The organism is Agaribacillus sp. DX54 (genome assembly GCF_056858335.1).
Genome location: NZ_JBXEQE010000014.1, coordinates 60898 through 83939 on the forward strand (window position 1 = coordinate 60898; position 23042 = coordinate 83939).

At 43.9% G+C, this 23042-nt stretch carries 20 protein-coding genes; 12 read left to right on the forward strand and 8 right to left on the reverse strand.

Going from position 1 to position 23042, the window contains the following annotated elements:
• Window positions 1–23: 23 nt before the first annotated feature.
• Window positions 24–491 carry a fibronectin type III domain-containing protein gene (locus tag AC04NP_RS15925; protein WP_482860897.1) on the reverse strand — a complete coding sequence of 156 codons (468 nt, stop codon included), beginning with the start codon at window positions 489–491 and terminating at the stop codon, window positions 24–26.
• Window positions 492–946: 455 nt separating this feature from the next.
• Between AC04NP_RS15925 and AC04NP_RS15930 the strand changes: the two genes are divergently transcribed.
• Window positions 947–2347, forward strand: a complete 1401-nt coding sequence (locus AC04NP_RS15930; RefSeq protein WP_482860794.1) for an ATP-binding protein — start codon at window positions 947–949, stop codon at window positions 2345–2347.
• Between the two features lie 50 nt (window positions 2348–2397).
• On the opposite strand, the gene AC04NP_RS15935 is transcribed toward AC04NP_RS15930, so the two are convergent.
• Entirely contained in the window at window positions 2398–2628 is a 231-nt protein-coding gene (locus AC04NP_RS15935) for a hypothetical protein (RefSeq protein ID WP_482860795.1), read from the reverse strand.
• 318 nt (window positions 2629–2946) lie between these two features.
• Between AC04NP_RS15935 and AC04NP_RS15940 the strand changes: the two genes are divergently transcribed.
• Window positions 2947–4446, forward strand: coding sequence for a GAF domain-containing protein (locus AC04NP_RS15940; RefSeq protein WP_482860796.1), 1500 nt, complete (start codon window positions 2947–2949; stop codon window positions 4444–4446).
• Between the two features lie 111 nt (window positions 4447–4557).
• Window positions 4558–4941 carry a hypothetical protein gene (locus AC04NP_RS15945; protein ID WP_482860797.1) on the forward strand — a complete coding sequence of 128 codons (384 nt, stop codon included), beginning with the start codon at window positions 4558–4560 and terminating at the stop codon, window positions 4939–4941.
• A gap of 163 nt (window positions 4942–5104) precedes the next feature.
• Here AC04NP_RS15945 and AC04NP_RS15950 read toward each other — a convergent pair whose 3' ends face one another.
• Both AC04NP_RS15950 and AC04NP_RS15955 read right to left on the reverse strand, forming a co-directional pair.
• Window positions 5105–6727: a purple acid phosphatase family protein gene (locus tag AC04NP_RS15950; protein WP_482860798.1), complete on the reverse strand. Its 1623-nt coding sequence runs from the start codon at window positions 6725–6727 to the stop codon at window positions 5105–5107.
• A 258-nt stretch (window positions 6728–6985) separates the two neighbouring features.
• A complete protein-coding gene (locus AC04NP_RS15955) occupies window positions 6986–8233 on the reverse strand; it encodes a phenylacetate--CoA ligase family protein (protein WP_482860799.1) in 1248 nt (415 codons plus the stop codon).
• Window positions 8234–8568: 335 nt separating this feature from the next.
• Between AC04NP_RS15955 and AC04NP_RS15960 the strand changes: the two genes are divergently transcribed.
• From AC04NP_RS15960 to AC04NP_RS15980, 5 genes are all read left to right on the forward strand, one after another.
• Window positions 8569–11418 carry a two-component regulator propeller domain-containing protein gene (locus tag AC04NP_RS15960; RefSeq protein WP_482860800.1) on the forward strand — a complete coding sequence of 950 codons (2850 nt, stop codon included), beginning with the start codon at window positions 8569–8571 and terminating at the stop codon, window positions 11416–11418.
• A 53-nt stretch (window positions 11419–11471) separates the two neighbouring features.
• Window positions 11472–14246, forward strand: coding sequence for a DUF1553 domain-containing protein (locus AC04NP_RS15965; protein ID WP_482860801.1), 2775 nt, complete (start codon window positions 11472–11474; stop codon window positions 14244–14246).
• 6 nt (window positions 14247–14252) lie between these two features.
• Window positions 14253–15719: a DUF1501 domain-containing protein gene (locus tag AC04NP_RS15970; RefSeq protein ID WP_482860802.1), complete on the forward strand. Its 1467-nt coding sequence runs from the start codon at window positions 14253–14255 to the stop codon at window positions 15717–15719.
• A gap of 156 nt (window positions 15720–15875) precedes the next feature.
• Window positions 15876–17261 carry a c-type cytochrome domain-containing protein gene (locus AC04NP_RS15975; RefSeq protein WP_482860804.1) on the forward strand — a complete coding sequence of 462 codons (1386 nt, stop codon included), beginning with the start codon at window positions 15876–15878 and terminating at the stop codon, window positions 17259–17261.
• A gap of 184 nt (window positions 17262–17445) precedes the next feature.
• Entirely contained in the window at window positions 17446–18423 is a 978-nt protein-coding gene (locus tag AC04NP_RS15980; protein ID WP_482860805.1) for an FKBP-type peptidyl-prolyl cis-trans isomerase, read from the forward strand.
• Window positions 18424–18446: 23 nt separating this feature from the next.
• Here AC04NP_RS15980 and AC04NP_RS15985 read toward each other — a convergent pair whose 3' ends face one another.
• Window positions 18447–18773 (reverse strand): hypothetical protein, encoded by a 327-nt coding sequence (locus AC04NP_RS15985; protein WP_482860807.1) that lies wholly within the window; start codon window positions 18771–18773, stop codon window positions 18447–18449.
• A 144-nt stretch (window positions 18774–18917) separates the two neighbouring features.
• On the opposite strand from AC04NP_RS15985, the gene AC04NP_RS15990 reads away from it, so the two are divergent.
• Window positions 18918–19373 (forward strand): DoxX family protein, encoded by a 456-nt coding sequence (locus AC04NP_RS15990; protein ID WP_482860808.1) that lies wholly within the window; start codon window positions 18918–18920, stop codon window positions 19371–19373.
• Between the two features lie 152 nt (window positions 19374–19525).
• Here AC04NP_RS15990 and AC04NP_RS15995 read toward each other — a convergent pair whose 3' ends face one another.
• Window positions 19526–19852 (reverse strand): hypothetical protein, encoded by a 327-nt coding sequence (locus AC04NP_RS15995; RefSeq protein WP_482860809.1) that lies wholly within the window; start codon window positions 19850–19852, stop codon window positions 19526–19528.
• A 131-nt stretch (window positions 19853–19983) separates the two neighbouring features.
• Between AC04NP_RS15995 and AC04NP_RS16000 the strand changes: the two genes are divergently transcribed.
• Complete coding sequence (locus AC04NP_RS16000; RefSeq protein WP_482860811.1) at window positions 19984–20217, forward strand: helix-turn-helix domain-containing protein; 234 nt, start codon at window positions 19984–19986, stop codon at window positions 20215–20217.
• 12 nt (window positions 20218–20229) lie between these two features.
• Here AC04NP_RS16000 and AC04NP_RS16005 read toward each other — a convergent pair whose 3' ends face one another.
• Both AC04NP_RS16005 and AC04NP_RS16010 read right to left on the reverse strand, forming a co-directional pair.
• Window positions 20230–20484: a hypothetical protein gene (locus AC04NP_RS16005; protein ID WP_482860813.1), complete on the reverse strand. Its 255-nt coding sequence runs from the start codon at window positions 20482–20484 to the stop codon at window positions 20230–20232.
• Window position 20485: 1 nt separating this feature from the next.
• The gene (locus AC04NP_RS16010) at window positions 20486–20665 is read right to left on the reverse strand and encodes a hypothetical protein (RefSeq protein ID WP_482860814.1); all 180 of its coding nucleotides are present in this window, start codon (window positions 20663–20665) and stop codon (window positions 20486–20488) included.
• Between the two features lie 389 nt (window positions 20666–21054).
• Here AC04NP_RS16010 and AC04NP_RS16015 point away from each other — a divergent pair, with 389 nt between their 5' ends.
• Complete coding sequence (locus AC04NP_RS16015; protein WP_482860815.1) at window positions 21055–21552, forward strand: hypothetical protein; 498 nt, start codon at window positions 21055–21057, stop codon at window positions 21550–21552.
• Window positions 21553–21626: 74 nt separating this feature from the next.
• The gene (locus AC04NP_RS16020; protein WP_482860816.1) at window positions 21627–23042 is read left to right on the forward strand and encodes a carboxypeptidase-like regulatory domain-containing protein; all 1416 of its coding nucleotides are present in this window, start codon (window positions 21627–21629) and stop codon (window positions 23040–23042) included.

A 23042-nucleotide genomic window follows, 5' to 3' on the forward strand; every position in this document is an offset into this window, starting at 1 on the left:
AAACCAGCCCGGGAAAAAACCGGTTACCGGACTTTTACAAACTTATTGCATACTCCTTCAATACAAACCACATACATACCGGCAAGCAGATCCCGCACCACTACTTTCCAGGCACCACCCTCCCGGATCAGGTTTTTGGTATAAGCCATGCCATCCACCCGCGCTATTTGCACCTGGCTTACAGGCTTGAATTTTCCTGATAGCACAATTTCGTCCGTAGAAGGATTGGGGTATACTCGTAAAGGCTTATCCCTGAGAGGCGCTTCTGCTACCGATAATATCACTTCTGTTGTCACCTTTATAGTGCTTGCCGCCGACTCGTTGCCTGCCGCATCCCTTGCCGTCACCGCAAAGGTATAGGTGGTGGAGGCCTCCAAACCGGTTATGGTAGTACCTGTTGTATTCACCGACCCTTCCAACACATGGTCTTTGTATATTAAATAAGCTGTCACCCCGACATTAACAGTGGCCTTGTCCCAACTAAGGCCAATACTGGTGGTAGGATAAGGTTTTTAGTTTTGTGGGAACCATGGTGGAAGTTGCGGGTTTGAAAGTATGGCACAAGCGTCTCGTGGCTGTTGCACAACTCAAGAATGTGCCTATACGCTCATTTCACCGGCTAAAACCTCTGTGTCTCTTTGTGTCCTAGTGCCTTTGTGGTGCCTGGTTTTTAACCGCGAGAGCACGGAGATACGAGGGGGCACGATGGCTATGGGCGATAGAGGGTAGGGAGTCAACAGTGAAATGATGTGCAGAAACTTTGCAACATATCCGGTGCTTTTGAAAAAATCAATACAACTTAACATGTGAAAAGGGTGAATAGGAGTTAAAATTCGATTTAAACACAGTACAGGGTAGAACAGCGTTGGTAGTTATTTTTAAGGTTGTTTGTAAAAATATTTTATAAAATTTTAATAATTTACACAAAATTGTCATTTTTGTGTAAATGAATTTTATTAAATACGACAAAGAAGAGGTTAAAAAGCGAATTGTAGTTGATAATCCCTGGTGGCAAACGAATGAAATTGCAGACTTTTATCAGCCATTCAGGCACAGGGCCTATTTTGATCCGTTTTATCAACTAGTAGGGATAAAAAGACCCAAACGGGCTGTAGTGCTCATGGGGCCCAGGCGGGTTGGTAAAACGGTTATGTTGAATCAGGCAATTGAGAAGCTCATTGGCTCGGGAGTACCGGCGCGGAAAATAGTTTTTTTAAGCCTGGACAAGCCCATTTATTCCAGGCTTGATCCTGATTATTTATTAATGCTTTCGTTAGAAGCAGCGAGTACCGAAAGCCCTGAAGGTTGTTATTTTTTCTTCGATGAAATTCAGTATCTCAGGGATTGGGAGAATTACCTGAAGACGATGGTGGACACCTACCACGATACCAAATTTGTGGTATCCGGAAGTGCTGCTGCCGCCTTAAGAAGAAAGAGCAGGGAGTCCGGGGCCGGGAGGCTCACGGATTTTGTGCTACCGCCATTGACATTTGCCGAGTTTATAGATATGACGGGTAAACAGGGCATGTTAAAGCATACAGACAAAATTTCGGAAGCGCTGAATATCGCGGCCTTTAATCAGGAATTCATAAAATATATACATTACGGGGGTTATCCGGAGGTGGTCATGAACCCTGAAATGCAGGATGATTTGGAACGTTATGTTTCGCAGGACATTATCGATAAGGTATTGTTGAAGGATCTACCCAATTTATACGGTGTCAGGGACACCCAGGACATGAATGCTTTTTTCAATGTAGTGGCCTACAATTCGTCCAATGAGACATCGACAGCCAATATGGAACGGGATTTACAAATTTCCAGGCACCTGCTGGATAATTATATCGAATATTTACAGGCAGCTTTTTTGATTAAGAAACTATCCAGGGTCGATATCAATGCTAAAAGATTGAAAAAAGAACAGCAGTTTAAATTGTTTCTGACCAATGTTTCATTTCGAAGCGCTATGTTTACGCCCATTGAACCCACCTCCGACATGTTTGGAGCGCTGGTTGAAACAGCCATATTTGACCAGTACCTCCATCGAAGTTATGATATCAGATATGCCAGGTGGAAAGAAGGACGAAAAACCAGGGAAATTGATTTCATCAGTATCGACAGGGCTACCCAAAAACCCAACTGGGCCCTGGAAATCAAATGGTCCAACAACGGAGACCCTTCCAATTTGCGCTCATTTATGAATGCCAACAAGTTATCCACAAGCTGGATGACCACGCTTGATCAACACGATTTGTCAAAGGCCATCAAAAAAGTTCCGGCCTCCATTATGTGCTATATGATTGGGAAAACGCCTGAAATTATCTCCGGGGGTAATGATGGGGTTTAGTTGGTCTTTTGTTACCGGCGCAGATGTTATTTCACCTCCATCATTGGTCATTAATAGGGCAGTGCGCCTGGCAAAGGGCCTGCATTTTCGACGGTGACTCTTCCTTTGACGATAAAATCAGGTTTTACCGAACTTTGGTTTTTATCAACCGGATGGATAATGACAGTGTCGCCCTCCATGGAAATGTTTGATCTGCTATCTGCAATAACCGGTTTTACCTTTTTACCTTGTGAAAACCTTAAAGGCCGGCATTCAAAAAATGGAATTAGTAATGAAAACATTACAGGTAAGATATAATCCAAAGATTGAAATTATTTTTTTCCTCAGCCTTCAATAAATTTGGATGCATTTGGCAATGAAAGCCATGGTGCAATTCACACTTTCGCAGGTAATCCATCAAATTGTCCGGATACCTGTGACCAAAATCGCAAGCGTTGTGTGATGTAAACGAAATTACAGTAACTTCCTGCGCCAAAGTCAAGGGCATTCAGGTGAACACCACAATTACAGGTTATCCCATCCAACTAAAAGGGGCCAACGGATCAATGTCTCCGTAATCCCTGAGGGTCAATTTAGTTTTATAATTAATCGCTTTAAAAATGAAAATTGCAAAGATTGGATTGGATGACAGTTATCCGGAATACATACAGCAGAAAATAATCTTATCGAATCAGATCGCGCTGGTTATTGGTCTATTAGTAGCTGCCCCTTTTACTTTTATCAGCCTCCTACATTTCCCCCCGATTGCTTATTTACCCATGATCGGAACAATCGTATGCATGTCTACATTGGTATTTAACTACTTTAAACTACAGATAATCGCCAGGATAGTCATTGCTTTATTACCGATTCTGCTTACCTCTGCTTATGCTGGCTATATCAACCATGCAGGAACAACTCCTGCTCCTTCATTGGCGATGCTTGCATTAAGTTTTACCCTGGTTATTTTTTTAGTTTTTGATATCCGGGAAAAAGGTTACCTGATCACCTTAAGTATAATAGCCATGGCAGCGCTCCTGTTCATGGACAACATCAATGAATTGCTTGAGCTGGAGATGGATAATGAGGTTATCATCACTGGATACCTGTCAAAAGCAACCATTGCGATTAGTATTATAACCGGTGGTGGATGTATCCTGATCCTCGCCAATCAAAATAAAACATCAGGAGAAAAATCCCAGGAGCTATTAAAAAAATCCAAAGAGGCCAATGACCTGTTAAGTGGCAAGGAGACCGAATTGAAGGAGAACCTGAAGAAAATCGAGGAAGCGCAGGAGGAGGAGAAGAAAAGGCAATGGGCCAGTGAGGGTCTTGCCCAATCTATTAAACTTATGCGCGATCATGAGGAAATGCAACAGCTATATGATGATCTCATATCCTTTACGGTAAAATATGTGGAAGCCAACCAGGGGGGGTTATTTGTGCTGAATGAGGACAATAAAGAGGACCTCTATCTGGAGCTTGTGTCCACTTATGCTTATGACAGGAAGAAGTTTATTGAAAAAAGGATCAACATTGGTGAAGGGTTGCTGGGGCAAACTTATCTTGAGGGTAAGTATGTATTTTTGAAAGAGATACCCGAAAATTATGTAAACATCACCTCGGGTTTGGGGAAAAGCAACCCCAGATCTTTGTTAATTATGCCCATTAAGGTGGATGAAAAAACACTTGGGTTGATTGAATTGGCCTCTTTTAATGAATTCGAAAATCATCAGATGGCATTTTTAGAAACATTGGGCGAAAACATAGCCGCTACGATTGAAGGCGTAAGAAATACCTCCAGAATGCAAAGGCTTCTCGAAGATTCGCAACAACAGGCAGAAGAAATGCGGTCTCAGGAAGAAGAAATGCGCCAAAATCAGGAAGAGCTGCAGGCTACCCAGGAGGAGCTGGCGAGACAAAAAAGTGAAATGGAGGAAGAAATTGCCAGCTTAAAACAAGAATTGGAAGACTACAGGAAGAAAGAACCCGAAAATGAAAAAGTTGAAGATAAAAAGGTTACCGATAATCCCTCGACTGAAATGCAACAGGAACAATCCGGGCAACCGGCACAGGCCCAACACTTAAAAACCACTCAATCGATGACCAATACTGATTAAAGTCATTTCTTACGCTGACGTATATCAAGGTAAATAATCGCTTGTGCGATTATTTTGCTATTTCTTTATAAAGTTTTTACCATTGTCCTAAATCTTTTAAATGCCAGATTGATGAGCGTCTTCAGTAATCCACATATATGTGTCTCCGGCAGGTTTTTTGCCTGGATACTCCCGTGCCTGCTTTTTATCTTTACAAACACCGCCCAGGTGCATAAGCAGAGGATAGAAAACCACAGTACGGTGATCATTAAAATACCTGACATGGAAGAGGCCCAATACAGTGGTATTCTGGACGGGATCTCAAGGGATAACCAGTTTACTTTCGAATACGCCTGCAAAGAGTCCAATATTATTGTGGTCAAGTATTATCACAGCCATAGGGAAAAGGCGGATGTCCGCCTGGCCGCCACATCCAGCTTCAGGAAATGGGGCAAGGTATCGAAGATGGAGGTGATATACGTAGACTTTATGAAAGGATCGACCGGTAAATGTTGAGAAAAATAACGTCTGTGCACTCCCCGGAGTGATTTTTTGTTAACGCAGATCTTTTTTGTCTAGTGCTATTTGTGTGGCATGATAGTACTCATGGTGCCGGGCATCATTCCCTTGTAGCCATAAATTGTTCCTGCACCTCCTGAGCATATTTGTTTGCACCACTTCAATGAGTATCTTCCGACTCTTTTTCTTTCCTGGGAAACCGGTGATCCGCTGTGTCAGGCTTGCGATCGACCAGTTTATTGGGTTTACCATTTCCTCTTTTGATCAAATCAAAGACATCATACAGCTTACCGGTAGTGGTGTAGGCTTCGTAGCGGATCTTGTCCTCGTCCACATGGAGGATTTGATAAAGCTGCAGGCCTTCTGCCGACCGGTCGATCCATTTTTTTTCCTGCTTGAAAGTATACATTTTCGGTCCCGACACCGAAACCACATATACAGGGCCGGTGTTGTCAGGGCGTTTTGTACGGCCTGTGGACTGGTTTTTGGGCATTCCCCTTCCATATACGTGGTCATGGCCCTGCAGTACAAGATCGACGCCGTATTTGTCAAACAACGGTTTAAAGTGCTTTTTCAGCGGCCCGCTGTCACTTCTGGCAGCTCCGTAAACAGGAAAATGAAAGGTCAATACGGTCCAATTGTTAGGATTATCGCTCAGGACTTTTTCGAGCCATTCCAGTTGAATTTTGTAGCGGGTGGTATCCCTGTTTTCAATCTCCATGGAATTCAGGGAAATGATCCTGACCCCCTGGTAATCCAGGTAGTAGGCGGTTTCGCTGAGGTTCGGCCCTTCGGGGCCATTTTGGGGAAAGGTGAATTGTTTCGTCCACAAACGGTCTACAATGGCCTTGCCTTCAGGGCCAATGGTGTACTCATGATTACCGGGTGTGGCAACCATAGGTATCATAGCATGGATAAAGCTTCCGGCATAAAACCACTCACCCCACTCATTATCTGCCTCGGGTATGTTGATCAAGTCACCTGCGTGGATGATGAATTTAGCTTTCGGGTCATCAATGAAGGCCTGCCGTATAGTACGGCTCCAGAAGGACTTGACATCATTTTGCGCATCCCCGAAATAGATGAACGAAAAGGGCTCCGGTTCTGTACTGGCGGTGGTATAATGAAACCACTCACTCCATCTCCGGCCATCTCCCACCCTGTATGCATACATGGTTTTTGGGGTAAGCCCTTCTAAAGTAACAGAAAAGTGGTGCGAGGACACACCATTCAGGCTTTGCGTTTCCAAAACGGCCTGTGTCTCCCGGGTGTCCGGAAAATGCCAGCCTTCTTTATATTCAGGTGCATCGGTTGTCAAGGCAATCTGTGCCATACCTTCGGTAACCGTGGTGTCGGTGCGCCAGGTCACGGCAAAGGAGGTGGCCGGGTTTTGCATCCAACTAAGAGCAATGCGGTCCGGAACGGGTGTCGGAGCAAAAACTTCGGCAGGAGAAGGGATGCTAAACTCCGTCCATTGACTCCAGTAACTTTCTCTGCCGACACGGAATCGGTATTTGGAAGAAGGCTTCAGCCCCTTGACGGCAGCCACATGACTGTAATATGATTTACCATCTCTTGCGTTCACTTGTTTTGAAGTGGCTTGCCCGTGGAAACTGTCGAAAGGCTTTTTCAGCGCTTCTACTTCCACATTGCCGTCGGTGACGGTAGTATCGGTAAACCATGAAAATGTCCACTGGGTTGCCGTACCGTTATGACTGATACCGAGGGGAGTGCCCTGTTGTTCCTGGGCAATTAATAAATTGTTAGCGGCTAATAAAGCCACCAAAAAGCAGGTTATCCGGTGCATGGGTGCTAAGATGTTGTTGATATATTTAATATTGATTAAAATTCAGTTTCCCATTTTGAAAAACACAAAATGATCCGTTTCTTTTGGCAGGAGTAAAAACTATCTGCAAAGGCCCCTCATATCAAAAAGTGTAGCTAAAGTACAATATCCAAAAGGTTTTTCATACATAGCAGTGTTTTATAATTCCGATTATTTCAAATTATTTTGAAATCCTTCTAAAACCCTGCTGCTGTTTCATTCCCTCTTCAAAAATTTAAATTTACCGCTGGCTTCATTGGGAATCACCTCACACCTTTCAAAATCAACTTCAAGTGCTTCAAAGCGCATGGCTTTTATCAATTCTTTGCGGATAATCTCATCACAGATTTCATTATCCGCTATATACTTCACCAGCAATGACTGGTCCTTTTTCAGTAACAGTTGTATCTTCTTTAACCCGCTCACACGCAAAGCCCCGTGAATCAAATGTTGCGAATGCAATTGTCTCCCATCTTTCAATGGCAAAACATCAAATTCACGCCCGTCAATACTTTTAAAGTGCAGAAATTTGTTTTTACAATGGCCCTGTGATTCGGAAAGCGTAATCATGTCACCCAACTCATAACGCACCAGCGGGGTAGTGTACTGGTTGAGTGTTGTAAAAAGAACTTTTCCCTGCTCTCCATTTTTGACCGGCCTATATGAATCATCCACTACCTCTACGAAAAAGTTTTGTTCATCAAAATACAACTGACCGCAATATATGCATGAATAACCCATTATACCGCATTCCACCGCACCATACCTTTGTATTCCCGGGGTACCGAAAGCTTTCTTAAATTTTTCTCCATGATATGATTTTTTGACTTCTCCCCCTGTGGATATAACACGAATGCCCTTCAGACTTTCGCCATGATCCACCAGCCAATCTGCTATCTGTTCCACGCTTGTCAACGTGCCATGTAACATTTGCGGATTGATCTGCCGCAATTGCTTCACCTGATCTTCTACAGGTTGGTGTATACTGACATGAAATTTCCGGCTGTTGATCAGCCTTTGAAAAACTGAATACTTCTTGGGTGACACCTCGCGCCATACCTGTACTACCTTCCACCATGGCCACCACCCGTAGCCCAGCATAAAACGTAAAAAACTTAATTGCCGCACCGCATTTTCCTTTTTGGATAACCGGAATTTCAATGGACTTCCGCTTGTACCTGTGGTGGACATGTTCAGCATCTCATTTTTATTCACCTTTTTCGAGGTGATTTCATCAAGATGGCATTTTCGCAATTCCGGAGCGTTGATTACCGGTAATTTTTGCACATCCTTCAATGAAGAAAGGCCTAAATCCATCCCCTCGTATTTTTTCCGGTAAAAAGGTACGTTTTCGCAGGCATGGTGGACAACTTCCCGAAATTTCGATAATTGATATTGCCTTATATCTGAACGGCTTTTGTAAGGGAAACGTAATGTTTTGAAAAAATCAAACAGCAGATTCATATGGCCATTCTTTGGTTTGTTTACAAAAATATGACACAAGCACTTATGTGTGCGCCCTTCATACCCACTATCGATATTCACGAATGTAATAAATTATGGCATTCAAATAAGGGATTTCATTGAAAAACCATTTAAAATGGCCTGAAGCCATGCCATGACTCCTTTTTTGATAATAATCCATGGATAAAATTCCTTGCAGCAAACATGGATTCAGGGATTTTTCACAAAGAACTGGCAGAAAACATCAGGAAATCATAATTTTGTTATGTTGGGAGAAGCCTGCATACATGAATCCATGTCACCGACATACAAAATTCCCGGTTACCATAATACTTATGTTATTGGCAATTATGTCTTGTGCCCAGACGCCAAAAAACCTGCATTTTCTCCAACTGCCTTTTGAAGGGCTGTCACACCCTACAGTAAACTGCATCTTTCAGGATAAAACAGGCTTCCTTTGGCTGGGCACCATCAACGGTCTCAACCGGTATGACGGCTATAATTACAAGGTTTTCCAATCTGACGGGGACATTAACAGCGGGCTTTCCAACAACTACATCAACAGCATCGGCCAGGATGGTGATGAAAACCTCTGGGTAGGCACCAAGTACGGGTTGAACCTGTTGATGAAAAACGGAAACTATTTTAAGACCTACCTTCCTGATGAAAACAATCCAAATGCATTAATCAATCCGAATATCGAAGTAGTTTACAGAGACAGTAAGGACAGGATTTGGGTAGGATCCTGGGGTGGCCTGAGCCTTTACCGAAAAAGCACAGGAGATTTTATCAACTTTTCACATGACCCGCTGGATGAAAGCAGCATCAGTGGCAATGTGGTAACGACCATTATGGAAGACAGCCGGGGCCGGTTGTGGATTGGTACTGCCTTTTCGGGACTGAACCTCATGGACTTGTCAACCAAGCGCTTTACGCGTTTTCAAAAGGAAGCCAAAAAGAGTAACTGTATCAGTGGCAACAGCATCAGTGCTATTTATGAAGATGAACAGGGACAGATCTGGGTTGGGGCCCAGCGGGGCGGCCTGAACCGGTTTAATGAAGCTTCACAAACTTTTAAGTGGTATCTCAACGAGGAAAAGCGAACCAGCATTGCCAGCAATACGGTTTATTCCATTATTGAAGATGAAAACGGTGAATTGATGGTTGGCGGAATGAATGGTGGCATCAGTGTATACAACAGTGAAGAAGACAATTTCCACCGGTTCGACACTTATGGCAACTACAACCCTTTCGGGAGCAAAGCCAGTGTATTCAGTCATTATAAACTCAGATCGGGTGAGATTGTGATCGCCACCTCAAACGGTGGTGTAAAAATTCAGGATAATTATCCTACCGCTATTACATGGCATCAGCATGTCGAAGGGAACGACCATACGCTTCGCATGAACAATGTCTTGGCTTTAGCTGAAGACGCGTATGGTAATTTCTGGGTAGGGACATCGGGAGGTGGCCTGAATTATCTGACGGTAAAAACCGGAAAATTCAAATGGTTTCCACACTTCAAAGACAAAACCGTCAACAGCCTGTGTTTTGATAAACCCGGCCATTTATGGATCGGAACGCTCGAACATGGCCTGGCAAAATATGATATCATTAAAAATGCGTTTACCTACTTCCCACATCACCCGGATGAACCGGAAAGTCTTAACACCAACCATGTAACAAGGCTGATCAAAGATGATAATGGTTTGTGGACGGGCACTGACAGGGGAATCAGCCTGTTTAATCCGGAAAAGCAACGATTTCAACATTTTCACCATTCAACAGATAAAAATGAAAAACTTGAAATAGGAAAGGTCAACAGCCTCTTGATAGACCAGGCCCGTACAGTTTGGATGGCTTCTGAAAGTGGTCTTCATTATTACGATAAAAAAGATGGAATATTCCGGTTGTACAGATTCCAGGGCTTTGCCAAAGGAAAAAACCGGGACTGGGTATCTTATCTGTATGAAGATAGCCACGGGTGCATCTGGATGAGCACCCTGGATGGAAACCTGATATTGTTGGATGCAAACAGAAAACCCATAAAACCCGGTGTTTCCAACCCTAATTACCAAATCACTGAGGTAACCAACATGATGGAAGATTTCAATGGCTTTTTCTGGATTACCTGCCGGCAGGGTTTATTCAAATGCGAGGTTGACCAGGGCACATACGGCATCCGGGTGCTGAACAAACTCAACAAAAGTGATGGCCTGCAGGGAAATCTTTTCAATAGCCATGCCGGCTTGGTGAGTAAAAGGTCGGGTAATATTCTTGTCGGAGGGCTTAATGGTCTGAACAGGCTCAACCCCCTGGAAATGGATCTGAATCCCAATGTGCCTCCTGTGATCCTTACTGGAATGATGGTCAATGGTGAAAAATACAGGGCGCCTGATAAAAAGGAGCTCTTTGAAGTAGATGAGGTCTCCTTATCGACCAGAGAAGCTTCTTCTATTGACATTTACTTTACCGCGCTGAACTTTATTAAGTCACAGAAAAACCAATATGCATTTATGCTTGAAGGGTATGATGAAACCTGGCATTATGCGGGAAACAAGCATGTAGCCTCATACATTAATCTGGCCCCTGGCAAATATCATTTGAAGGTAAAGGCAGCTAACAACCACGGGGTCTGGAATCACGACAATGCCAGTCTTGGCATTATCATAACTTCTCAAATCTGGGAAACTGCCGGTTTTAAACTGGGTCTGATGTTAATGACGATAGTAATTATTGTTGCAGGTTTTACTGGTTACCGCCGTTATATGGCCCGGCAACCCGATCACCTATCACTATCTGACCTCGTTTTCAGGAACCACCAAACCGCAGACAGCAAGGTGGTTCTCTCCGGAAAACATTATGACAAAGCCTTCGTTGAAAGGGCCGTAAAATACGTGGAGTCCAACATCGACAATGACGAACTGTCAATTGAGAGCATGTGCGCCGAGCTTGGTCTCAGCCGGGCCAGATTATTTCGAAAAATTAAAGAACTCACCGGCCAAACAGTATCTGGTTTCATCAAAGATATCCGGCTGGAAAAAGCAAAGCTTTACCTGGAAGCCAACCCCAGAAGTGTCAGCGAAGTAGCCTTCGCCATTGGATTCAAATCCCATGCCCACTTTACCCGCTCGTTTAAAGAAAAATTTGGGATTTCCCCTTCCGCCTATGTTCAGGGCCGGTAAAAGCCGTCAGAAATACGTTCAGTCAAACATTTGATACGGTTGATCAAGTGAAAATGGCAAATAAACAGCATCTTGTAAGTTCGAATCACTACTATTTAAATTCAGACATGGCGAGGCAATTCGATTTTACCATCACCGGCCCTAAAAAAATATCCTTTTTCGCAGGCATTCTGCTGATACTGCTCTCCTCCTGCCAGGAGGAAAAAATCGATTTTAATGCCCAGGTCCGCCCCATTCTCAACAAAAATTGCATAAGCTGTCATGGGGGCGTCAAACAGTCCGGAGGCTTTGGGCTGATTTTCCGGGAAAATGCTTTGCGCGAAACCAAGAATGGTAAAATCGGTATTGTGCCGGGCCATCCCGACAAGAGCGAAATGATTGCCAGGATTAAACACGACGACCCTGAGATGCGTATGCCGCTTGAAAAAGAACCACTTAGCCAAGAGGAAATTGACGTACTCACCCAATGGATAAAACAGGGGGCAGAATGGCAGGATCATTGGGCCTATCTGAAACCTCCGGAACCGCAAATACCCCATACCACATCCAGCTGGGCAAAAAACGAAATTGATCATTTCATTTTAAACAAAATCAAAGAAAATAACCTGTCACCTTCTGAAGAGGCCGGCAGGTATGACCTCGTAAGGCGTGTTTATCTTGACCTGACCGGTTTACCCCCCTCACAGGAACAAATTGCCGCTTTTGTCAACGACCATTCGGAACAGGCTTATGAAAATCTTGTGGATCAATTACTGGCATCGCCCAAATACGGTGAGCACTGGGCCAGTATGTGGCTGGATCTGGCCCGGTTTGCCGACTCCAAAGGGTACGAAGCCGACAGGGCCAGGGAGATATGGAAATTCCGGGACTGGGTGATCAAGGCATTCAACGACGATATGCCCTTCGACCAGTTTACGATCGAACAGTTGGCGGGCGACCTCTTGCCCGACCCTTCTATCAACCAACTCATCGCCACGGCATTTCACAGAAATACACTGAACAATGACGAAGGTGGCACCGACAATGAGGAGTACCGGATAGCTTCGGTCATAGATCGTGTAAATACCACCTGGGAAGTATGGCAATCCACTACCATGAGCTGTGTGCAATGTCATAGCCACCCTTACGACCCGATATTAATGAAGGAGTATTATTCCTCATTTGCTTTTTTTAATAATACCTCAGACTGGGATGTTCCCGGCGAACAGCCCCTGCTTAAAGAGCTTGAAGAAGATGATGAAACCCGGCTTGAAGAAATCAAAAAGTGGATTGCCAATCGCTCAACTGTGACGGAATCCGGTAAGTGGGAAAAATTCCTGCGGGTAGGGGAACCGAAACTCAGGCCCGAGGACTTTGAGGAGGTAGGAAATGTGGTGCATTATAACAGGTCCGACCAGGACTTCATGCAGGTTTTTAATGGATCGTATATTAAAATCAAAGGGGTTTCCCTGCAGGATGTCGACAGAGTATACATAAATTATCGTCAATCGGAAAAATACAAAGGCTCATTATATATCAGGGCTGACAGCCTTACCGGTCCGGTGATTGGTAAAACCACTTTACCTAAAACAAATGGCTTTGTCAACAGGCCGGTAAAGATCACCTCCAAACCTGCGATCACTGATTTATACTTTCAGTTTATCGGTTTGTCAGGCGATTATGCAGGCTTGATCGATGGCTTTTTGCTTGGAAAAAAACTGCCCGGCGATAACGATACTGAATATCAACGGGTTTATAAGGAAATAGATGAAGTGTTGAATGCTCCTTTCAGACATTCAACGCCCATCATGGTAGAAAAACCCAAAACGCACAGCCGGAAGACCCATATTTTTGTACGGGGAAACTGGCTGGTAAAAGGAGAGGAGGCATTTCCGGGAGTTCCGGAAGTGTTTAGCGGCGAAAAACAGGCGTTTGATAACCGGCTGGATCTGGCCAAATGGCTTGTAAGCGAAGAAAATCCCCTGACCGGAAGGGTTATTGTCAACAGGTTCTGGGCAAAGCTGTTTGGCAAAGGATTGGTAACCACCGTTGAAGATTTCGGAACCCTGGGTGATTACCCTTCGCATCCGGAGTTGCTGGATTGGCTGGCACTGAGGTTTTCAGGGGAATGGGACTGGCAGGTAAAAAAGCTATTGAAAACGATCGTCATGTCAGCTACCTACCGGCAAAGCGCCAAAGTAACCGCCATAGCCATGGAGCGGGATCCGGACAACAAATGGCTTTCCAGAAGTCCGCGTGTGAGGCTTTCCGCAGAGCAGATCAGGGACCAGGCGCTGGCAGTTTCGGGGCTGTTAAGTGATAAAATGTATGGCCCCAGTGTAATGCCTCCACAACCCGATGGTGTTTGGACGGTTGTTTACAGTAACGCCAGATGGAATACCAGTGACGGAGAGGACGCCTACCGCAGGGGGCTGTACACTTATACCAGGAGATCAAGTCCCTATCCTTCATTTATCACATTTGATGCGGCAGGGAGGGAGTTTTGCCTTTCCAGAAGGATCAACACCAACACCCCCCTACAGGCCCTGGTGACTTTGAATGATCCGGTGTATTTTGAAACCGCCCTGAATCTTGCCCGGCAAATCATGCTGGTGAAAGGAGGAAAAAAAGAAAAGGCAGAAGTTGCTTACAACAAGGTAATGGGTAAGATGCCCGGGCCTGAAAAAACCAATATATTGATGAAGTTACTGGAAGAAACCGAGGCCTACTACCGGGAAAATGAACAAGAGGCTTATGAGCTAACAAAGTCAGACAACCCGGAATTGGCAACGCTGACCGTTATGGCCAATGCCCTGATGAACATGGATGAATTTATAGTTAAAAACTGATTTCCGATGGATTTATACAACGAAGCACGAAAAAGAAAACTGGAGTTTACCACCCGCCGGCATTTTTTGAAAAGGTGCGGCACCGGGCTCGGTGGCATTGCGCTGGCCTCGTTGCTCGGCCCACAGTACCTATTGGGAAGGGGTATGGGTGACAATGCCGGACCGGATACCTTGCCTCATTTTTATCCAAAAGCAAAAAGGGTCATCTACCTGCATATGGCCGGAGCCCCCTCGCAACTGGAAATGTTTGACTATAAACCAAAACTCGAGGAATTGCATGACCTGGATTGCCCGGAGTCGTTACTGGAGGGTAAAAGGTTTGCTTTTATCCAGGGAACACCAAAAATGCTCGGTCCGCAACATGCATTCGAAAGGTATGGCGAATCGGGCACCTATGTTTCTGAACTGTTGCCACATTTCAGTAACATTGTCGACGAGGTGGCGCTGCTGAAAGCCATGCACACCGATGAATTCAACCATGCGCCTGCCCAGCTTTTTTTGCAAACCGGAAGTCCCCGGGTCGGCAGGCCAAGCATAGGCGCCTGGGTCACCTATGGCTTAGGCTCGGAAAACGAAAATCTACCTGGTTACATGGTGTTGGTATCAGGGGGGAAAAGCCCAAGTGCCGGCAAAAATGCCTGGGGAAGCGGTTTTCTTCCCTCGGAATACCAGGGAGTACAGTGCCGCAATTCAGGTGACCCGATCCTTTATGTCTCCAACCCCGAAGGCATGAGCAGGGACATACGGCGAAAGTCACTCGATGCTATCAATGCCATCAACAAAGAGCAGTACAAGGAGTTCGGCGACCAGGAGATCCTATCCAGGATCGCCCAGTATGAGATGGCTTTTAAAATGCAGCTTTCTGTTCCCGAGGTTATGGACATCACCAAAGAACCCACATATATTCAGGCATTGTATGGTGCCAATCCGGGGCAGGCATCATTTGCCAATAACTGTCTGCTGGCCCGCAGGCTCGTTGAGCAGGGTGTCAGGTTTGTCCAGCTTTATCATTGGGGCTGGGATATGCATGGCGACAGTAAGGCCACTTCGCTTAATGAAGGGTTAAAAACCAAGTGCCTGGAGATCGACAAGCCAATGACCGCCCTGGTGCAGGACCTTAAGCTCAGAGGCTTGCTCGATGATACCCTGGTAATCTGGGGCGGAGAGTTTGGCCGCACTCCTATGCGCGAAAACCGTGGGGGCAGGATTATGCCTTTTTATGGCCGGGACCATCATACGGAGGCATTTACCATCTGGATGGCCGGTGGAGGCATAAAGAGTGGGTTTTCATATGGGGAAACTGACGATATTGGTTATTATGGCATCAAAGACAGGGTACATGTTCACGATTTGCAGGCCACTATCCTGCATCAGCTCGGATTGGATCATGAAAAATTCACCTATCACTTCCAGGGGCGGGACTTCAGGCTGACGGATGTGCATGGACATGTCGTAAAAGATATCCTCGCCTGAAAATATCAATCGATACGGAGTGATGAACAACCCCAAAAAAGGTGGTTGTGAAAAAAGACCTTTGACCATTTAATTTCCAGGAAAAATGCAAAAATTCAGGCTACAAGAGAAAATGGAAAATTCCGGACCAACATCGACAATACTTGAACTGCGTGTATGACAATTCTTTTGGAAGCTAACCTGACATTGTTTTTTGGCCGGTTTCACCCATTGCTGGTGCACCTGCCTATTGGTTTTATTATCCTGGCGGGCATCTTTGAAATGATTTCATGGAAAAAAAAGGTGGACTTACAGCTTGCCATTGCTTACGCATTATTGGCAGGCGCCATTTTTGGTATGATGGCCATTGTCTTGGGGTTGATGCTCGCTTCGGAAGGTGGCTATAATGAATCGGCCCTGAATACCCATAAATGGACCGGTATCGCCACTACTGTATTATCGTTAGCTGCCTATCTTCTTAAAAAAAAACTGCACAAAGCCGCCTGGATGCAAAAAGCATATCAAAGCACGCTGCTACTGGCACTGATCACCTTAACAGTGGCAGGGCACTATGGAGGCAGCCTGACACATGGTTCTACCTATTTGCTCGAACATGCCCCCGGGCCCGTAAGGCAGTTGGCCGGGCTCAAACCGGCCAGGGAGCGTGTTACTGTAATGGATTCGGCCCTGGTATACGACGATGTTATCCATTACATGTTCGAAGCCAAATGCAATGTTTGCCATAACCCAGACAAACAAAAGGGGGCACTGTTACTTACAGAGCCGGCACATATCATGAAAGGCGGAGACAGCGGACCCGTCATTGTACCCGGAGATGCCTCGCAAAGTGAGCTCTTCCTCCGTGTAACGCTGAATCCTGATCACGATGATTTTATGCCTGCCGAAGGCCGCACCCCACTTACCAAAGAAGAAACCGCCCTGCTGGAGTGGTGGATCGAAGAAGGCGCCCCATTTGATAAAAAAGTAGTGGAATTATCACGCGAAGAAAGAATAAACGGATATTTGAGGGAGGTAGGTATTGGTGAAAAAAAGTCCTTCCTGGCCAGCCTGGCTATTGCGTCAGTAGCCCGGGAAGTACAAGATGAAATAGTTGCCGAGGGATTCAAGTTGAAAACCATTGCCACCGACAGCCCATGGCTCGAAGCAAGTTATTCATCCTATAATCCGGATAAGTTAAGCGAACAAAAGCTGAGCACCCTGACCAACGCAAAAGAAAACATCACCTGGCTTACACTTTCACGTATCCCTTTGAAGGATGACTGGCTTTCTCATATTGGCCGCTTCACCAATCTGACGAAGCTTTGGCTCAACCAGACAGCCATTACTGATGAGGGTATCAGACATCTGGTGCAACTCAAAAACCTGGAATATCTGAATTTATATGGAACAAAGCTCACTGATGAAGCCATAACCGATATCCGGCAACTCTCAGGCCTTAAAAAATTGTATATCTGGCAAACCGACATCACAGAAGAAGGAGTAGCGCAGATTAAAGAATCCCTGCCGGAAGTCGAAGTAGTCTATCAATACCCTTCTTTATAAACTTATTCACAAAGCTTTACGTTGTTAAAACACAAAAAAGTACATTTTTAAGGCCAAAGCATTCCAACCTATTCATCATTTGCAGGGTCTTATGGTCAGGTGACACATATACCTAAAAGGCTAAAAAGAAACCGTGTGTTGCATTTTTTTACTTTGATACTGATGACTGTTAATGCGAGAATTTATGAAAAACAAGAAGATTTTTTTGAACTACAGGGTAAACACGCTTATCATCCTGACTTTAACCGCCCTGTTATTTCAGGGTTGTTTAGACGATGATGAATCAGATTTGGACCGGCAGGTCAGACTGGACGATGAAGCAATCACCGAATACCTGGAAAGCAATAACATAGAAGCGGAAAGAGATCCTTACGGTTATTATTTTGTAAAAACCAAGGAAAACAGGGCTGGAGAAGAAGTGGAGGATGGGGATGTCTTGTCTATCTATTACACCATGACCTTACTGAACGGAAATGAGGTAGACAGCGCTTCTGCCACCAGGGGCGGGGCTGTGAAAATAGGCTTTGATCAGAGTCGCATTACCATGGCTCCCTCCGGGTTATACGTGGGTCTCAGTACCATGAGGGAAGGTGAAATCTACAAATTCTTTATTCCCTCGTACCGGGCTTACGGTTCTTATTCTTACAAGCAACTCATCCCAGCCAATGCTATCTTCATAATCGACGTGGAGTTGGTTAATATCGGTAGTCGTGAGGAGCAGGAAGAAATTGAAATAGGTATGATCGAAGCCTACCTGGAGGAACAGGAAGTGGTAGATGCGGATAACTTTTCCTCGGGGTTATTCTATAAACAACTCAGCACCGGTGATGGCGCCAAGCCCGGAAGAGGCGATAACCTGAGGGTTCATTACAAAGGCACTTACCTGGATGGTACCGTTTTCGACCAAACAGAATCCAATTCGCCATTTGAGTTCACACTCGGGTCCACCTCGGTGATTGAAGGGTTTGAAGAAGGCATAGAGCTGATGCAGGAAGGAGAAAAAGCGCTGCTTATTATGCCTTCCAACCTTGCTTACGGGGAAAGTTTTCAGGTCGTTCCAGCACAAATCAGGGAGGATCTCATTGATAAGGAGCTGATAAGGGAATCTGTCGAACCTTTTTCACCATTGATCTTTGAGGTAGAGCTGGTGGATGTTAATTAAAGATCAAACGAAAGGGTCTTAATTCATGGTATGGCTTGGAGCCATGCTATGCAGCTACGCCACAATACTCTGAATAATTTACTATTAAAATAGCGCAGGCGTTCCATCGCTGCTGCACAACGTTTTAGACAAAATTCTTTGTAGTTTCCTTCGCGTTGTCGTATATCCAGTACACTACCGAGCCTTCCTCCGTATCGGACGGGAATGCCACCCCTGTAAATTTTAATGTCTTTTACGGCATCCGGATTTACCACGGAATATAATCCCAACAAATACGCGGAATTGCAGATAATCCCTTCATCCAATAAAATCAGGGATGAACACTGCAAATAGCCGGATGGAGGCAACATCTAAAGCCCGGGATTAAACGGAAAAATAACACTAAATTCGACATGACTCAGTCCCGGTAATCGTAGGTAGTACAATTTTGCTACCTGATTTTAAAATTGTACCTCAAATTTTTGTAAATTATAGGAAACAAAAACCCTAATACCATGAATGCCTTACATAAAATCGAGCATTGGGCTGATTCGCACCGGCCCACATTTTTCGTAATTCTCCGTGTTTTTCTGGGCGTTTTTATTACCTACAAGGGGCTGAACTTTATGTTCAACATCAATGACCTGCAATCTACGATGACAGAACAGGCAGGTCTCAACTTTTTTGCCGCAGGTATAGCCCACTACGTGATCTTTGCCCATGTGCTGGGAGGGCCGCTGATTATTTTCGGGCTTTATACCAGGTGGGTATCGCTTTTGCAAATACCTATTCTGATAGGGGCTGTATTTTTGGTGAATTATCCCAAAGGATTTCTTTCTGTCGGCCATTTGATGGAATTGGAAATGTCCATCATCATACTGGTTTTGCTGGTGTTGTTTCTGATTTTCGGGGCGGGCAGGTTTTCTATCGACCAGTTGAGGCGGAACGAAATGGAAAAAAGTGAACGGTAGTTAAACTTGTGTGATCGCAGCAAAGATTTTCAAAGTTTAATGAAAAAAGAGGGTGCCCCTTTAAGGCGCCCTCTTTAAAAAAGCCGGTTTATACTTTGCAGCTTTGATTTGGGTTAAGTATATCTCTTAATTGGTAAAGAAAAAATAATAAATCAAAATACTGTGAGCTTGGCAGGTAGTTTTTCATCGATGGACAAAGTTACATACCTGATCCAATTATCGATGTCTCCGTATAATGCCTCTTTGCCATAATCCCGGACGACCAGTTTTTTCAAATCATCAGCCATTGTTTGTAGCGGCTTTTTGCCTGATAACCTGTAAATACCTTTTTGAACTTCCTCGAATTTCCCATGGGCAAGTAACCGGTCGGCCTCATGTGGCCTGAGCCTGGCGGTGTGGGTTTTACCTTTGCAATTCAGCAGCACTTTGTAACCATCGCCAGCAGATTCTTTAGATAGTTCGATAATTTTTGCTTTCATAGTTTTGTTAGTAAAGTTTAAAAAATTTCTGAATTCTGTAGGTAGCTAATTGTCTGGTAAATATATAAAAAAAATAACAAATCGTACTATGGTTTGATTATAAAATTCCTTACATAGCTAGTTTAGATTTTATGGATATCAAAAAGGCCTTTGGAGTTGTACTAAAAAAGGAAAGAGAGAGAATCGGAATAACGCAAATAGATCTGGCAGGACTCTGCGATATTGACAAGGAAACAATCTCTTTGTATGAACGCGGTCTTCGCCAGCCTACGCTAAAAACGTTACTTAAGTTAGCAGATGCATTAAACGTAGAAGCAGAATACCTGGTTACCGAGGTAAAAAAGCATTTGACAAGCCTCGAATAATCCCCAGCCCATTTAAGCGTTCATGGTCAGCCTCTTAATTCTCTCCAGGTAGCAGGCAAGATAAGTTTCTTTGACCGCTGTATTCAGAAATGACCTTTCAACCAGTATATGCACCGATTCATGTACTGGTATGAACTCTTTTATAATTTTGCTTACCCTTGATTGCTTTATCCCTATCTGCCGGCCAAAAAGATAAAAATCCTGATAGGTGTAAAATCCATAGGCCTCATAGGCTTTGGAAAACTCTTCTTTAAACATCCTGGACATATCATGAGATGATTTCTTTTACTGTTATAGTTCCTATTGTATCTGAAAAGGCCGTTTTCAGCAATAAACTAAAATAATCGTTCTCATCAATCTTCAGTAGCCTGCATTGTGTTTGTTTATTCACTCCTTCAGATAACAGTCCAAAAAAGAAAGGGAACAAATAAGTTGATTTGAATATCAAAATTTATGAATTAATTATTGCTGCTCGGTGTTTAGTAAATGATTCGACCCTCGAAAACTCTCAACTTTGTAAGTAGCTTTTAAGCAGGATCATTTATGTATTCCACAGCATAAATGAAGGGCCTTAAACTTTATGAAAGAAAATTAATAAACAGTTTTCTTTCAAATAAATTATTCCTATCTTTCGAACCGAGATAGCTAGGTATTGGAATTTATTCATACAAAGTTTATCACTCCCCCCAATATTGGGATTCTGATAGTAACAAGAATCCTGAATTAATTTTAAGATTTTTTAAAAGCAGATGATTTCATCCGTTTCCTGATAAAACATTCAGGAAATAATTCATGCTAACCTCCATAACTATTTTTTTAACTAAAACACAACACATCATGAAAAATCTAAAAACAACACTGTCAATTCTGGCGATTTTCATTTTTTCAACTGCCTGCCAACAGCAGGACGAGGTATCAATCCAACCGGAATTTGTAGAAGTGGAGATCCCCGATGTTTACAAATCAAGTATTAACAGCAGAACCGCTTACCCGGAAGTTGATGATTTGATTGTGGATGTACAATTAACCACCATAGATGGAAAAGAAGTAACCGGAAAGGTGCACCTTGTCATGCCTGATGATGAAACCTTAATCTATATGGCGGTTACTGAAAACATTCTTAGCTCCACAAAGCTGACACCGGATTTTTGGAAGCAGGCAATAGGCCGGTATCATGCAACGAGCCGGCAATACGAATCACAAGGCTGCTTTGCCAGTTGCAGGGGTATGAAGAGAGGCAAGGGGAAGGGCACCTGTAAAGCTTTGTGCTGGTTACAAATCATTAAAGATGTTGCTACGGTAATAGTTACAGTTGTTACAATATCCAATACATAGATTACGAGTCCGGTTAGGGGGTTCTTAACCCTCTTCCGGACTTCGGCGATTCCGAATTTTAAAATAGCTTTAAAATGAATCCGTGCATTAAACTCAACAGACTGGTGCAAACGCAAGCATCTTTCCGGTTTCCCGGACTGGTGCAGCACAAGCGAGACATGGGTGTTGCACAACGCAAACACATGCCCGTATTTTTTTTTATCGGCAAAAACCTCTGTGCCTCTTTGTGTCTTTGTGCCGCTGTGGTTAAAAAAGGGACACCACAAAGACCCCAAGGCACAAAGAACTTTGCCGAAAACGTTGTGCAACAGCCACGAGACACTTGCGCTATCAGCGTATTTTCGTCATTATTCCAACCTGCCGGCAAGCAATTGTTGAAACTGTTACATATGATTTTTTTAAGTCTGAGTTCGACTACAGTCTCTTCGCAAATGATTGTTGCTTCAGGCATTGTTCAGGATGAAAATAACAAACCCATAGCCAATTGTCACATCGCTGTTAAAGATACTAACCTGGGCACTGTAACCAATGGCCAGGGTCTGTTTACATTGAAAATTCCAAAAGACCATTGTAATATCACACTGCTGGTATCCTATGTTGGTTACCATACCCAGACGGTCAGATTAAAATGCCAGGATAAATCCAATATAGTCGTCCGCCTGAATGATAAAATACATCAACTGAAGGAAGTCAAGGTGAATGCACGCTCACCTTCACAGATTGTGCTGCAGGCTATTTTGAATCTTGAAAAAAACTATCAGGTAGACTCGGTAACTTATACATTGTTTAGCCGGATTACAGACACCGTAGACGCTTTGCCAGTACTGATCAAGGAGTTTGTGCTCGACCTTTACCATGGAAAAAAGACCATTCCGGCTTTTTATATTGAAAAGATACGTGTCAAAGGATTTAATAAGCTAGGCGAAAAAAGATTACAGGATAGCCGGTTAACGGATGTCTATGTTACAGGAAGTCATATAATGCTCCGGTATCTGCCTTCTTTTTTGAAAAAATCGAAAATGAAAAGATACCGTTATACGCTGGCAGATGATGTTATCATCGATGATGATCATTATTATGTTATCATGATAAATTCAACCAAAAAGAATTACCCTGACAAAGGAACCATCCGGATCAACAAAAAAAATTATGGTATCAGCTATCTGGAACAGCAATACGCCGCAGAACACTGGGATGATATGAGCCATTTAAATTTCATACAGAAATCCCATTACAAACAGGTAGATGGCAAATGGTATTTTGTACATGGCACCAGAAGTTATGATGAATTATTAAAAGAACAAAACATAACCATCAAACATCATCAGGTAACGGTAGCCACCGACAGAGTTCAGGCACTACCCCTTGCCGAAAGGCCGAAAATGGGAGTTATGGTTAAAATGCTCAAAGATTTTACCGGAAGTTATGATGACAAATTTTGGGAACATTATAATTTCATTCCTTCGGAAAGCAGGTTTAAAGACAACTAG